Origin of the sequence: Robertmurraya mangrovi (genome assembly GCF_034427655.1) — a bacterium.
In the GTDB taxonomy this organism is placed as follows: Bacteria; Bacillota; Bacilli; order Bacillales; family Cytobacillaceae; genus Robertmurraya_A; species Robertmurraya_A mangrovi.
Window position 1 is genome coordinate 36,981 of sequence record NZ_JAXOFX010000025.1, and the last position, 12,493, is coordinate 49,473.

14 protein-coding genes, 2 tRNA genes and 1 rRNA gene are annotated in these 12,493 nt (G+C 36.4%); 3 read left to right on the forward strand and 14 right to left on the reverse strand.

Annotated elements, in window-relative coordinates:
* Positions 1-40: 40 nt before the first annotated feature.
* The 3 genes from SM124_RS22280 to groES form a co-directional block, all read right to left on the reverse strand.
* Entirely contained in the window at positions 41-766 is a 726-nt protein-coding gene (locus tag SM124_RS22280) for a polysaccharide deacetylase family protein (protein ID WP_322448717.1), read from the reverse strand.
* A 323-nt stretch (positions 767-1,089) separates the two neighbouring features.
* Entirely contained in the window at positions 1,090-2,724 is a 1,635-nt protein-coding gene (gene groL / locus SM124_RS22285) for a chaperonin GroEL (RefSeq protein WP_322448718.1), read from the reverse strand.
* Positions 2,725-2,790: 66 nt separating this feature from the next.
* On the reverse strand, positions 2,791-3,075 hold the full coding sequence (groES, locus tag SM124_RS22290; protein WP_322448719.1) for a co-chaperone GroES: 285 nt from the start codon (positions 3,073-3,075) through the stop codon (positions 2,791-2,793).
* 421 nt (positions 3,076-3,496) lie between these two features.
* Here groES and SM124_RS22295 point away from each other — a divergent pair, with 421 nt between their 5' ends.
* Together SM124_RS22295 and SM124_RS22300 are read left to right on the forward strand one after the other, a co-directional pair.
* Positions 3,497-4,234: a CPBP family intramembrane glutamic endopeptidase gene (locus SM124_RS22295; RefSeq protein ID WP_322448720.1), complete on the forward strand. Its 738-nt coding sequence runs from the start codon at positions 3,497-3,499 to the stop codon at positions 4,232-4,234.
* Entirely contained in the window at positions 4,231-4,440 is a 210-nt protein-coding gene (locus SM124_RS22300) for a YdiK family protein (protein WP_322448721.1), read from the forward strand. The genes SM124_RS22295 and SM124_RS22300 overlap by 4 nt, the downstream gene beginning before the upstream one ends.
* A gap of 15 nt (positions 4,441-4,455) precedes the next feature.
* Here the strand turns inward: SM124_RS22300 and tatC are convergent, their stop codons facing one another.
* The 4 genes from tatC to moaC all read right to left on the reverse strand — a co-directional run bounded on the left by tatC (position 4,456) and on the right by moaC (position 6,774).
* The gene (tatC, locus tag SM124_RS22305) at positions 4,456-5,220 is read right to left on the reverse strand and encodes a twin-arginine translocase subunit TatC (protein ID WP_322448722.1); all 765 of its coding nucleotides are present in this window, start codon (positions 5,218-5,220) and stop codon (positions 4,456-4,458) included.
* Positions 5,221-5,238: 18 nt separating this feature from the next.
* Positions 5,239-5,418 carry a sec-independent protein translocase protein TatAY gene (gene tatAY, locus SM124_RS22310; protein WP_322448723.1) on the reverse strand — a complete coding sequence of 60 codons (180 nt, stop codon included), beginning with the start codon at positions 5,416-5,418 and terminating at the stop codon, positions 5,239-5,241.
* Between the two features lie 183 nt (positions 5,419-5,601).
* Positions 5,602-6,255, reverse strand: a complete 654-nt coding sequence (locus tag SM124_RS22315) for a redox-sensing transcriptional repressor Rex (protein ID WP_322448724.1) — start codon at positions 6,253-6,255, stop codon at positions 5,602-5,604.
* Positions 6,256-6,288: 33 nt separating this feature from the next.
* Entirely contained in the window at positions 6,289-6,774 is a 486-nt protein-coding gene (moaC, locus tag SM124_RS22320) for a cyclic pyranopterin monophosphate synthase MoaC (protein ID WP_322448725.1), read from the reverse strand.
* Positions 6,775-6,991: 217 nt separating this feature from the next.
* On the opposite strand from moaC, the gene SM124_RS22325 reads away from it, so the two are divergent.
* Positions 6,992-8,917: an ABC-F family ATP-binding cassette domain-containing protein gene (locus SM124_RS22325; protein ID WP_322448731.1), complete on the forward strand. Its 1,926-nt coding sequence runs from the start codon at positions 6,992-6,994 to the stop codon at positions 8,915-8,917.
* A 229-nt stretch (positions 8,918-9,146) separates the two neighbouring features.
* Here the strand turns inward: SM124_RS22325 and tsaD are convergent, their stop codons facing one another.
* The 7 genes from tsaD to rrf form a co-directional block, all read right to left on the reverse strand.
* Complete coding sequence (gene tsaD, locus SM124_RS22330; protein WP_322448726.1) at positions 9,147-10,169, reverse strand: tRNA (adenosine(37)-N6)-threonylcarbamoyltransferase complex transferase subunit TsaD; 1,023 nt, start codon at positions 10,167-10,169, stop codon at positions 9,147-9,149.
* Complete coding sequence (rimI, locus tag SM124_RS22335) at positions 10,169-10,618, reverse strand: ribosomal protein S18-alanine N-acetyltransferase (protein ID WP_322448727.1); 450 nt, start codon at positions 10,616-10,618, stop codon at positions 10,169-10,171. The genes tsaD and rimI overlap by 1 nt, the downstream gene beginning before the upstream one ends.
* A gap of 14 nt (positions 10,619-10,632) precedes the next feature.
* On the reverse strand, positions 10,633-11,334 hold the full coding sequence (gene tsaB, locus SM124_RS22340) for a tRNA (adenosine(37)-N6)-threonylcarbamoyltransferase complex dimerization subunit type 1 TsaB (protein ID WP_322448728.1): 702 nt from the start codon (positions 11,332-11,334) through the stop codon (positions 10,633-10,635).
* Positions 11,331-11,786 (reverse strand): tRNA (adenosine(37)-N6)-threonylcarbamoyltransferase complex ATPase subunit type 1 TsaE, encoded by a 456-nt coding sequence (gene tsaE, locus SM124_RS22345; protein WP_322448729.1) that lies wholly within the window; start codon positions 11,784-11,786, stop codon positions 11,331-11,333. The genes tsaB and tsaE overlap by 4 nt, the downstream gene beginning before the upstream one ends.
* A gap of 252 nt (positions 11,787-12,038) precedes the next feature.
* Positions 12,039-12,114: transfer RNA gene (locus SM124_RS22350), tRNA-Asp, on the reverse strand.
* A gap of 11 nt (positions 12,115-12,125) precedes the next feature.
* Positions 12,126-12,199: transfer RNA gene (locus SM124_RS22355), tRNA-Met, on the reverse strand.
* A 119-nt stretch (positions 12,200-12,318) separates the two neighbouring features.
* Positions 12,319-12,435 (reverse strand): 5S ribosomal RNA (rrf, locus tag SM124_RS22360).
* Positions 12,436-12,493 lie beyond the last annotated feature (58 nt).

Below are 12,493 nucleotides of genomic sequence, written 5' to 3' on the forward strand. Positions count from 1 at the left end.
TGTATATCGTGTATGAGGATGTTGTGAATATTTTGAAGGATTATTCTCCTTCCACAATCTTTGCAAAGTCATCTAGCGTAGTCGAATACTTCACATAAATCCGCGGCAATAGATAAAGTTCATCCTTTATTCCCTTTTTAGCAAAGGCCTCAGGTGTCGTGGTAAGCCCAAACATGTAATACTTCTTCGTATTCTCTACCACTTCGTTATTCCATGTTCCATATGGATAGGATAGAGCAATCACTGGTTTACCCGTTATTTTTTGAATATTATCCTTGGACTCTTTCAGTTCATATTTATAATCATTTATCTTTGTTAAATCAGGGTGAGTCGCAGTGTGAGACTGGATAGAAATGACGCCAGAACCCACCATCTCTTTTATGTCCGATTTTGATAATCGAATCGATTGGCCAATGAAGTCTGAAATGACAAAAATGGTCCCCGTTGGTTGAAATTTTTCTGTTTTCAGCTTTTGAAAGATAGCAAAGGCCTTTAAATTATTTTTGTAGCCATCATCAAAAGTAATAAAAATGGGTTTCTTTACTTGACCAATATCTTGCCAGCGTTCAAACGTTAATAAGGTAAATCCATGATCGCGCAAATACATCATTTGCTGTTCAAAATTCTCCGGAGTTACATAGAGCTCTCTAGAACCTATTCCCTTATACTCGTCAATAAAATGATAGACCAAAATCGGTACTTTCCCTTGTGCAAAAGCATGTGAAGGAATTAATAATAGTAGAAGACATAGGAAAATCTTTTTCATAAAACCCCTCGCTTTATCTCGTTTGCGCGTATTGTTCCCTTGTTCTATTATTACTATCATTTCGCAGCTGAAGGGTATCGGTTAAGGTAGACGGTTTTCAATATTTTAAGTTTTTTCTGGCTCCCCTTTCGACAGACAGTCTGACTATTTGGTTCCTATTTTACATCGTTAGAACTCGTACATTTCAATCGCTCTAATAATTAGTTGACAAAAAAAGAGGCTTCCCAAAAGTTTGAAAAACCTTTGAAAAGCCTCTTTCTATTCTTACATTATTTAGCATCCAGATTACGCAAAGATGCTTATATACCTGGATTGAGCAGCTATTACATCATGCCGCCCATTCCGCCCATGCCACCCATTGCGCTCATGTCAGGCATGCCACCTTTTTCTTCTGGCTTGTCAGCAACTACCGCTTCTGTAGTTAAGAACATAGCAGCAACTGATCCAGCGTTTTGAAGTGCAGAACGAGTAACTTTAGTTGGGTCAACGATACCAGCTTCGATCATGTTTACCCACTCACCGTTTGCAGCGTTGAAACCAGTTCCAACTGCTTCACGTTTTAATCGGTCAACGATAACTGATCCTTCAAGGCCAGCATTGTGAGCGATTGTACGTACTGGCTCTTCCATTGCACGAAGTACGATGTTAATACCAGTAGCTTCGTCACCTTCAGCTTGAAGCTCAGCCACTTTGTTGTATACGTTTAGTAGTGCAACACCACCACCAGAAACGATACCTTCTTCTACTGCCGCACGAGTAGAGTTTAATGCATCTTCAATACGAAGTTTGCGCTCTTTTAATTCTGTTTCAGTAGCAGCACCAACTTTAACTACTGCCACACCACCAGCTAATTTAGCTAAGCGCTCTTGTAATTTTTCACGGTCAAATTCAGAAGTTGTATCTTCCATTTGAACACGGATTTGGTTCACACGACCAGCGATTTGAGCTGAGTCTCCAGCACCTTCAACGATAGTAGTATTTTCTTTAGTAACTACTACTTTAGAAGCGCGTCCTAAAGATTGAACGGTTGCTGATTTTAGGTCACGGCCAAGCTCTTCAGTGATTACTTCCCCACCTGTTAAGATAGCGATATCTTCAAGCATAGCTTTACGACGGTCACCGAAACCAGGAGCTTTAACAGCAACTGCGTTGAATGTACCACGAAGTTTGTTCACTACTAAAGTAGCAAGTGCTTCGCCTTCTACATCTTCAGCAACAAGTAGTAATGGTTTACCTTGTTGAACCACTTGCTCAAGAACTGGTAAAATTTCTTGAATGCTAGTGATTTTTTTGTCAGTAATTAAGATATATGGATTGTCTAAAACAGCTTCCATCTTATCTGAATCCGTTACCATGTAAGGAGAAGCATATCCACGGTCGAATTGCATACCTTCTACAACGTCTAATTCAGTTGTGAAACCTTTAGACTCTTCAATCGTAATAACTCCATCGTTACCAACGCGCTCCATTGCTTCAGCAATTAATTGACCGATTTCTTCGTCAGCAGCAGAAATCGCAGCAACTTGTGCAATTGAAGCTTTTCCTTCGATTGGTTTAGAGATTGCTTTTAATTCTTCAACAGCCGTAACAACCGCTTTTTCGATCCCTTTACGGATACCCATTGGGTTAGCACCAGCTGTAACGTTTTTAAGACCTTCACGAATCATCGCTTGAGCAAGAACTGTAGCAGTAGTTGTACCGTCACCAGCTACATCGTTTGTTTTGCTAGCTACTTCAGCAACAAGCTTAGCACCCATGTTTTCAAATGCATCTTCTAATTCGATTTCTTTTGCAATCGTAACACCATCATTAGTGATAAGAGGTGAACCGAATTTTTTCTCAAGAACCACGTTGCGTCCTTTAGGTCCAAGAGTTACTTTTACAGCATTTGCAAGTGCATCAACACCGCGTAACATCGAGCGGCGAGCTTCTTCACTAAATTTAATATCTTTAGCCATTAGTAAAAACCTCCTCAGATCAATTGAAAATATTATTTAATAAACGTTAGTTTTAAAATGTAAAAATTATTCAACAACAGCTAAGATGTCGTTTTCACGGATAATTAAGTACTCAGAACCTTCATACTTAACTTCAGTACCAGCGTATTTTGAGAAGATAATTTTATTGCCTACAGAAACTTCAAGTGCTACGCGCTCACCATTATCAAGAACGCGGCCAGTACCTACAGCAACTACTCTGCCTTCTTGTGGCTTTTCTTTTGCACTATCCGGTAAAAGAATACCGCTTGCAGTTTTTTCTTCAGTTTCAACAAGTTCAATAACTACACGATCACCTAGTGGCTTTAACAAGTGAAACAACCTCCTCAAATTGTATGTAAATTTTTCTTTATTAGCACTCTCTCTTATTGAGTGCTAACACAATTATTATATTAATGAATCTGATAAATATTTGCAAGAGTCAAGCTCAAATTTTTTACATAAAATTATTAAGATAAGCTTTTTTCAATATACGTAGTTCATTTCTTTAGCGTACAAGTTGGATTTTTCCACAACCATACAAAGTATGCACGAATTTTCTATTTATATCCAATTTTTTATGAAAAATATTAAAAGTTTAGTTATGCTTGTCAGGCAAGGCCCATAGTTATTAAATACATCTACCTGAATATTTACATTAACAAGTCCTCTAATTTGAAACATTAAGCTTATTACTTGTAAAATGAAAGATAGTGCCATCATTGATTACATTTACTAAAGGAGATTAATAATATTGAAAAGGGAATATTGGATTATCTTAATCGCCTATATTGGTATGCAGCTCTCCAGCTTTATCGGAGTTCCCATCATTGCTTTTTCAGGAGTTTTCTTTGGAAAGACTATAGAAGATATGCAGGTTCTTTCTGTTATTATTTGGTTAGTTTTTAGTTTTTCATTAACGCTCTTAATCGTATTATTTTTATTAAGGAAAGAAATGAAAAAAGGATATAATGAGCGAAAAGTTGCTTCAATCAATTCTTCTATTTTTTGGGCAGTAGGCGGGGTATTTCTTGCTTTATTTGCTCAAGGTCTAGCTGCAAACATTGAAAGGTTATTAGGCATTGAAATGGGGTCAGAAAATACCCAGCAAATCTTAAGTTTTATTGAGGCCTTTCCGATTGTTGCTTTAGTAAGTTCCGTAATCGGACCGATTCTCGAAGAAATTGTTTTTCGTAAAATCATTTTCGGTTCTCTTTATCAAAGGTTTAATTTCTTCCTATCAGGATTAATCAGTTCTGTTATTTTTGCCTTAGCACATGCAGAATTAGAGCATTTACTACTGTATTCAGCTATGGGCTTTACCTTTGCCTTCTTATATGTTAAAACCAATCGGATTATCGTTCCAATCGTCGCCCACATTGCCATGAACACATTTGTCTTTTTAGTACAATCTGTCTTTAAAGAAGACATAGAAAGAATGATTCGAGAGTCAGAGAAAATTCAAAGCTTTATCGGAGGATTATTTATATGAGGCAATCACCGTTATTTTCGGGAATCATTTATATCGTTTTAGGAGTATTATTTACCGTTTTTGCTATCCAAGATGTTACAAGAAACGGTGAATGGGGCTTCTTCACTTATCTACTAGTTATTTTAGCTACTTTTGATTTCGGTTCTGGTATTAGAATGATCATGTTTCATTTTAAAATTAAAAATATCCAAAAAAAGAAAAAATGAGCTTGGTTCACAGGCTCATTTTTCTTCGTTTTGGCTATATTCTTGTTCATATTTCTCTTCTGCTTCTAATACCTTTTTGTAGGATACACGCGAAATGATGATACTTACTTCATATAGTAAAAGTAGAGGTACGGTCACCATCATATGCGACAAAAGCTCAGGTGGAGTAATAAATGCTGCAATAACGAGCAATACAAAGTAAGAGTACTTTCTAATTTTAGAAAGAAACATGGGTGTTACAATTCCAAGCCTAGTTAGAAACATAATGATAACTGGAAGCTGGAAAAGCAAACCAAAAGGAATCGTTAATTGAAACAAGAATTGAAAATATTCATTAATACCTATTACCTGATTAATATCTAACCGATTAGCCACTCTTGTCATAAACTCAACAACAAAAGGAAAAAGTACAAAATAAGAAAAAGCAATTCCTGTAATAAATAAAAACACAGAAATAGGTATATAACTTAATGTTACTCTTCTCTCTTTTTCATATAACCCAGGACTAATAAACGACCACAACTGATAAAGTAAAAATGGCGAAGTTAATACAAAGGCAATCAAAAAGGCAAACTGCATATAAATTTTAATTGGATCAGTTAGACGGAAAGCATTCATCGTTAACTCTTTTGCTTCATCCGCCTTCTGTAAGTAAACGATTAACGGCTCTGCTAAAAAGAAACTAATAACAGTGGCAATAAAGAAGAAAACGACTGCAAATACAAGCCGTTTTCTTAATTCACCTATATGCTCATAAATCGTCATATCTTTATGACTCATAACGGTTTCATCCTAACATTACTTAACTTTCTTCTTTTCATCGTCCTCATCATCATCTGCTAGCCCTTTTGTAGCATTCTTGAATTCACGCAGTGTGTTTCCTGCTGCTTTTCCAAGCTCAGGTAGCTTCTTTGGACCGAAAATTAATAGTGCAACAAACACAATTAGTAAGAGGCTTCCCATTCCAAGATTCATCATGTGCCTCACCTCCTTATCAATAGCCTTAATCTATCACTCATCGTAAACTATTATTTATAAATGGCATTAGTATCATAATACTTTTATTATGGAACTAAAAGCAATTCGATCGAAATAATTCTAACATAAAGAATATACCACTAACCTCAGTCGAATTCTATTGGTTAATTCTATGATTTTTTACTACTCTACTTCTTCTACCTCGGAGTAATGTTTTAAAAAATAAACTAAAGATTGCAACTCAACTGCTAAATCAATATGATGTACTCTAATCGTAGAAGGGACCGTTAGTCTAGCAGGTGTAAAGTTCAATATCCCTTTTACATTTACTTTTACAAGTCTATCTGTAATGGATTGTGCGGCAGATACAGGTACAGTCAGAATAGCAACTTGTACATCATCCTCTTCAATCACTCTTTCTAAGTCGTCCATATGATAAATAGGTACATCTCCAATTTTAGTCCCTACTTTAGAGGACTCTACATCGAATCCCATTTCAATTTTTGTATTATTATTTTTTAAAAAATTATAATTCAAAAATGCTGTTCCTAGGTTACCTACTCCAATTAAAGCAACCTTGGTTAACTCATCCTGATCCAGCGTTTTTCTAAAGAATGATAAGAGATAATTAACATTATACCCGTATCCCTTTTTCCCTAATGCTCCGAAATAGGAAAAATCTCTTCGAATCGTAGCAGAATCTACTTTTACTGCCTCACTAAGCTCTGCAGATGACACTCTCTGTTTACCAGAAGAGTGTAAGTTTTTTAAAAAACGATAATATAAAGGCAATCGTTTTGCCGTTGCTTGTGGGATTTTCATACTGTCATTATTCATTTAAAATTCCCCTTGCCTATTTTTGTTGGCTCATTATACTTCTCTCTTGTAATCGCCATGTTTCCCACCGGTCTTCTCTACTAAGTAAGTTGGACCAATGACCATGCCTTTATCTAAAGCTTTACACATATCATAAACGGTTAGTGCGCATACCGATGCTGCTGTGAGCGCTTCCATTTCCACACCCGTATTCCCTTTTGTCTTTACAAATGATTGAATTAATAATGTATACTCTTCTTTATTTATTTCCCATTCAAATGAAATGTCAATGCTAGAAAGAGGAAGTGGATGGCACATTGGGATAATATCCCAAGTTTTCTTAGCCGCCATAACAGCCGCTACTTGAGCCACAGCCAATACATCTCCTTTTTTCATCTCGTTATTGGCAATTCCATCGTAAATATCTTTATTTACCTTTATACTAGAATAAGCAATAGCTGTACGGACGGTTTCTTGTTTATCACTAACATCAACCATTTTAGCTCTGCCTTCTTCATTGAAGTGAGTAAATCCTGACATGTCTAAACACCCTCTCATAAAAAATGATACACTATTTTTGTCAATCTGTGTGAAATCTTTGTTCTTTTCTTCACAAAAAGCTCTTTCCATAACAATTGAAAAATAGCCCAATTTATAGAATGATTGAACATACAAAAAATCTTTATCAATACTACTTATATTGCTGTTCCTACGTGAATCAGTTACACTTATCACTAGAGTATTGAGGTGAAAAATGATGATATTATTACAAGTTAATCAACTATCCAAATCATATGGTGCTGACCTTATTTTATCCAATATAAAGTTAGAAGTACAAACAAGAGACCGGATTGCACTAGTTGGACGTAATGGTGCCGGAAAATCTACTTTATTAAAAATTATAGCCGGGCAAATTTCGTATGAAAGTGGCGACATCGTTAAACCAAAGGATGTGACGATTGGTTACTTAGCACAAACAACTGGACTTGAATCAGGACTCTCTATTTGGGAAGAAATGCTGACTGTTTTTAGTCATCTTAAAAAACAAGAAGCTGAACTACGACAGCTTGAGGCGAAAATGGCTGATCCGTCTACGTTTAACAATCCGACTGATTATGATCGAGTACTTAAAGAGTATGACCGTCTGCAGGTTCAGTTCAAAGAAAATGGTGGATACCAGTACGAATCTGATATCAGATCCGTTCTTCATGGGTTAAATTTCCAATCCTTTGATTACTCAACTAAAATTGATAGCTTAAGTGGTGGGCAAAAAACACGTTTAGCCTTAGGTAAATTATTATTAACAAAGCCAGACATTCTTATTTTGGACGAGCCGACTAACCATCTTGATATTGAAACACTCTCATGGTTAGAGCAATATTTACAGGGTTATGACGGGGCAATTTTAATCGTGTCCCACGATCGTTATTTCCTCGATAAAGTAGTAAATCAAGTGTATGAAATAGCGAGAAATCAAATTGCTAAATTTACGGGTAACTACAGCTCTTATTTAGACCAAAAGGCAGAACAATACGAACGAGAAATGAAGCTATTTGAAAAGCAACAAGACGAAATTTCTAAATTACAGGATTTTATTCAAAAGAACTTAGCTCGAGCTTCAACAACCAAACGAGCACAAAGTAGACGAAAAAAGCTTGAAAAAATGCAAGTAATGGACCGCCCATTAGGAGATGAGAAGTCTGCTTCTTTTGGTTTTCAAATTGAGAAACAAACGGGTAACGATGTCTTAAAGGTTGAACATGCCACTATTGGTTATGATCAAGAGGCCATTTCGAAAGGCATTTCCCTACGGTTAACTAGAGGAGAAAGTATTGCCCTAGTTGGTCCAAACGGTGTAGGTAAATCTACTTTATTAAAAACAATTATCGGAACCTTACCTCTTTTATCAGGTGAAATTTCACGTGGATCTAACGTTATGGTAGGCTACTATGACCAAGAACAAGCTAACTTAAGGTCTAATAAAAGAGTGATTGACGAATTATGGGATGACTACCCTATGAAGACGGAAAAAGAAATTCGAACCGTTTTAGGTAATTTTCTTTTCTCTGGTGATGATGTTTTAAAAATTGTCTCTACATTAAGTGGTGGGGAAAAAGCTCGACTTGCACTTGCTAAATTAATGATGCAAAGAGCTAACTTCTTAATCTTGGACGAGCCTACAAACCATCTTGATTTAGATAGCAAAGAAGTCCTAGAAAATGCCTTAGTCGATTTTCCAGGGACAATTCTATTTGTTTCACATGATCGTTATTTTATCAATCGAATTGCAACAAAAGTGGTAGAGCTAAGTACTACTAGTGCAACAGAATACTTAGGTGACTACAACTACTACGTAGAAAAGAAATTAGAGCAAGAAGAGCTTAGACAGTTGGAAGCTGCTACAAAAACTACCGAGTTATCTTCTAAACAACAAGTGAAAACAAATTATCATCAAGATAAAGAAATGAAAAAGTTAGAACGTCAAAGAAGAAGGCGAATAGAGGAACTCGAGGAACTTATCGAATCATTAGAAGGTACGATAGAAAAAAATGAAGAGTTACTATGTCAGGAAGAAATTTTTCAAGATCATGAAAAGGTTATGGAAATTAATAAAGCGATTGAACAGGCCAAAGAGGACCTTGAGCGATTTATGGAAGAATGGACCGAACTTGCTGAGGAATAGAAATCTTAACCGAAAAAACCAGGAAGATTTATCTACCTGGTTTTTTTGTTTTTCCACAGATTTATTCACATTAAAATACTCCTATTTTTAAGCTTTCCACATACTTTTCCACACTATCCACAGTTTAGTTAATTTTTATCCACATTATTAACAGTATTTTTTGTCGAAATAGTCAGTTATCCACAAAATAGCCCCTTAACTACTTAAGGGACTATTTTATTACTTCTATTTAGTTGTGGATAGCTATATCTAGTCCTGGATTTGCATTTAAAGCCATACTAGATTTTATTCCTTTTTCGAATAAAATACTGCCTGCTGCTGCAATCATAGCCGCATTATCTGTACATAGGGAAAGTGGTGGAATTACAAGCTCAACATCCTCTAGTTCATTAAACACTTGTTCTAAAGTTGTTCTTAACCCTTTGTTTGCAGCTACGCCTCCTGCTAGCAATACTTGTTTAACTTCGTATTCCTTAACCGCTAATAAAGTTTTTTTCGTTAGAACTTCGATAACACTTTCTTGAAAGCTTGCTGCTAGATCCTCTGGAGCAATAACTTCGCCTCGCTGCTCCGCATTATGAACTGCATTTATAACAGCAGACTTTAAACCACTGAAACTGAAATCATAAGATCCCTCTTCCAGCCAAGCCCGAGGCAAATTGATATTTGGAGTCCCCTCATGAGCAAGCCTGTCTATATGTGGTCCACCTGGATAAGGTAAATTTAAAGTCCTTGCTACCTTATCATAAGCTTCTCCCGCTGCATCATCTCTTGTTTCACCGATTACCTCGAAATGACCATGTTCTTTCATATATACAAGCTCCGTATGTCCACCAGAGACTACTAGGGATAGCAAGGGGAACTTCATCTCAGTTACTAACCGATTAGCATATATATGTCCCGCTATATGATGAACACCAATAAGAGGGATATTGTGTGCAAATGCTAAAGCCTTAGCAGCATTTACCCCAATTAACAAAGCACCTACTAGTCCTGGTCCTTCCGTAACGGCAATGGCATCTATTTGAGAGAAATCCATTTCTGCTTGTTTTATCGCCTCTTCTATAACAAGGGTCATTTGTTCAACATGATGGCGAGAAGCAATTTCAGGTACTACCCCTCCAAATCTCTTATGACTTTCAATTTGAGAAGCCACTACATTAGCTATAATTTCACGGCCATTTTTAACGATTGCTACAGCTGTCTCATCACAACTTGTTTCAATCCCCATGATATACTGATTATTTTCCATTATAATTTCACCCACATTACTAAAGCATCCTCTTGATTATCTGTATAATAATTTTTTCGAATAGCCCCATCCTGAAAACCTAATTTTCGATATAACGACTGAGCAACATGGTTCGTTACACGCACTTCTAACGTCATTGAAATGGCTCCCATCTCTTTTGAGACATCCATCATTTTTTTCATTAAGGCTTCACCAAATTTTTTCCCTCGGTGTTTAGGTAAAACAGCAACGTTGGTAATATGAGACTCATCAATAACAATCCAGGAGCCACAATATCCAACAATTTCACCTTCATCCTCTAAAACAATATATACAGCATATTGATTTTTAAAGATTTCATTTTCAAAGGCTTCCCTACTCCAAGGTGTAGCAAAAGATTGATTCTCAATTTCTATTATTTGATCGATATCTCTTTCTTCCATCAATCGAAAGGTTAACGATTTGTTCATGTACGTTCTTCCATTCAACATTTATTCTTATTTTCTTCTATCCATTTCGCTTCAGCCTCTGCTAAACGAATATAATTTGGCGTGAAATGGTGTATATCTACACCTTCTAAATCTTTACCTAATAAAGCTAATTCCGATGGTCTAGGATTAAGTTCGGTAATCTCCGCAAATCGAGCACGCTCTCCGAGAACTTCTTCTATAACAGACCGGTGCAAAGGTAGGTCATTGCCTACAAAAAGAATCTGCTTATCTCGTTCTATTAACTCCTGTACCCAATCCTTGCTTAAAATTAGTTTATCTTGTATAACCGTTTTAATTTGGCCAGCACTATACTCATACAAACCCGTATATATTTGACCTCTTCTAGCATCAAACAATGGTGATACAACACCATTAAAATATCTGCCTACTGTAGCAGACACTACCTTTAAACTAGAAACACCTACTAGAGGGATATTTAATGTCCAAGCTAACGTCTTTGCAATCGTAACACCAATTCTTACACCTGTATAAGAACCAGGACCCTCGGCTACAACGATTTTAGTAAGATCACTCGGTTTAACGTCCACATCTTTTAATAAAGCTTCAATTGCAGGCATAACCCTTACAGAGTGATTTTTATTTATATTTGTGATGTATTCTCCAATCACCTTTTCACCATCTATAACAGAGACTCCAAGTACGTAATTGGAAGTATCAATTGCTAAAATCTTCATTTGAATAGCTCCTTACATAATGACTCATAACGCTCTCCACTTGGCTCAAACGTAAGAACCCTTGAGCCGTTCTCACCGTGCTTTAAATATATAGTTAGTAATTGAGGGGGTAACTGATCCTCGATGAGATGAGCCCATTCTACAACCGTGACACCCTCACCTTCAAAGTACTCACCAAATCCAAGGTCCTCATCTGAACTTTGCACTCTATATACATCCATATGATAAAGCGGCATTTTTCCTATATATTCTTTGATAATGGTAAAAGTAGGGCTGTTTACATTTCGGGTTATACCTAATCCTTCAGCAAGTCCCTTAGTAAATGTAGTTTTTCCGGCTCCGAGATCGCCCTCTAACGCAATGACATCACCTGGCTCTAATAATTCAGCAAACCGTCTAGCAAATTCAGTGGTCTTCTCAGGTTGAGTTGAAATAAATTTATATTGACTCATATATTAATCACCTTTTTAAAACGTCTTTATTATGTAGTTTCTTTCTTAATCTTATAAAAAAACCTTAGGATTTTCTCCTAAGGAAGTTTTAATCTATATGTAGTTTACATGATTTTCTACTAATGAGCAAAAGACTTTAACGAAAGGTTCTTATAACCCCTAATTCTTACCTAGCACATAAATCATTTTTCCCAGAAAATAAAAAAACGAAACTATCAATGTTCCGTTATCATAAATTATTATTCTATTAAATGGCGGTCCCGACGGGAATCGAACCCGCGATCTCCTGCGTGACAGGCAGGCATGTTAACCGCTACACCACGGGACCTTGATGGATTATTGCGGGGACAGGATTTGAACCTGCGACCTTCGGGTTATGAGCCCGACGAGCTACCAGACTGCTCCACCCCGCGATAATAATAATATTAATTGTTTGTTCTAATTAAAAACCTTAGTAATTATTTGCTTACTTGTATAGTATATGCAAGATATTCTAATTATATACTATATATTTTATATTTATTTTTACAAAGCCTGGCGACGTCCTACTCTCACAAGGGGACAGCCCCTAACTACCATCGGCGCTGAGAAGCTTAACTTCCGTGTTCGGTATGGGAACGGGTGTGACCTTCTCGCTATCGCCACCAGACTATGTAATTTAGAAGGATTGATCTTTTCACTATCGTGAAAAATCATAGTTATGCCTT

Bases quoted from the DNA above. Each gene is read 5' to 3' on its own strand.
- SM124_RS22280 (WP_322448717.1), bottom strand. From the start codon at position 766: ATGAAAAAGATTTTCCTATGTCTTCTACTATTATTAATTCCTTCACAT.
- groL (WP_322448718.1), bottom strand. From the start codon at position 2,724: ATGGCTAAAGATATTAAATTTAGTGAAGAAGCTCGCCGCTCGATGTTA.
- SM124_RS22300 (WP_322448721.1), top strand. From the start codon at position 4,231: ATGAGGCAATCACCGTTATTTTCGGGAATCATTTATATCGTTTTAGGA.
- tatC (WP_322448722.1), bottom strand. From the start codon at position 5,220: ATGAGTCATAAAGATATGACGATTTATGAGCATATAGGTGAATTAAGA.
- tatAY (WP_322448723.1), bottom strand. From the start codon at position 5,418: ATGATGAATCTTGGAATGGGAAGCCTCTTACTAATTGTGTTTGTTGCA.
- SM124_RS22315 (WP_322448724.1), bottom strand. From the start codon at position 6,255: ATGAATAATGACAGTATGAAAATCCCACAAGCAACGGCAAAACGATTG.
- moaC (WP_322448725.1), bottom strand. From the start codon at position 6,774: ATGTCAGGATTTACTCACTTCAATGAAGAAGGCAGAGCTAAAATGGTT.
- SM124_RS22325 (WP_322448731.1), top strand. From the start codon at position 6,992: ATGATATTATTACAAGTTAATCAACTATCCAAATCATATGGTGCTGAC.
- tsaD (WP_322448726.1), bottom strand. From the start codon at position 10,169: ATGGAAAATAATCAGTATATCATGGGGATTGAAACAAGTTGTGATGAG.
- rimI (WP_322448727.1), bottom strand. From the start codon at position 10,618: ATGAACAAATCGTTAACCTTTCGATTGATGGAAGAAAGAGATATCGAT.
- tsaB (WP_322448728.1), bottom strand. From the start codon at position 11,334: ATGAAGATTTTAGCAATTGATACTTCCAATTACGTACTTGGAGTCTCT.
- tsaE (WP_322448729.1), bottom strand. From the start codon at position 11,786: ATGAGTCAATATAAATTTATTTCAACTCAACCTGAGAAGACCACTGAA.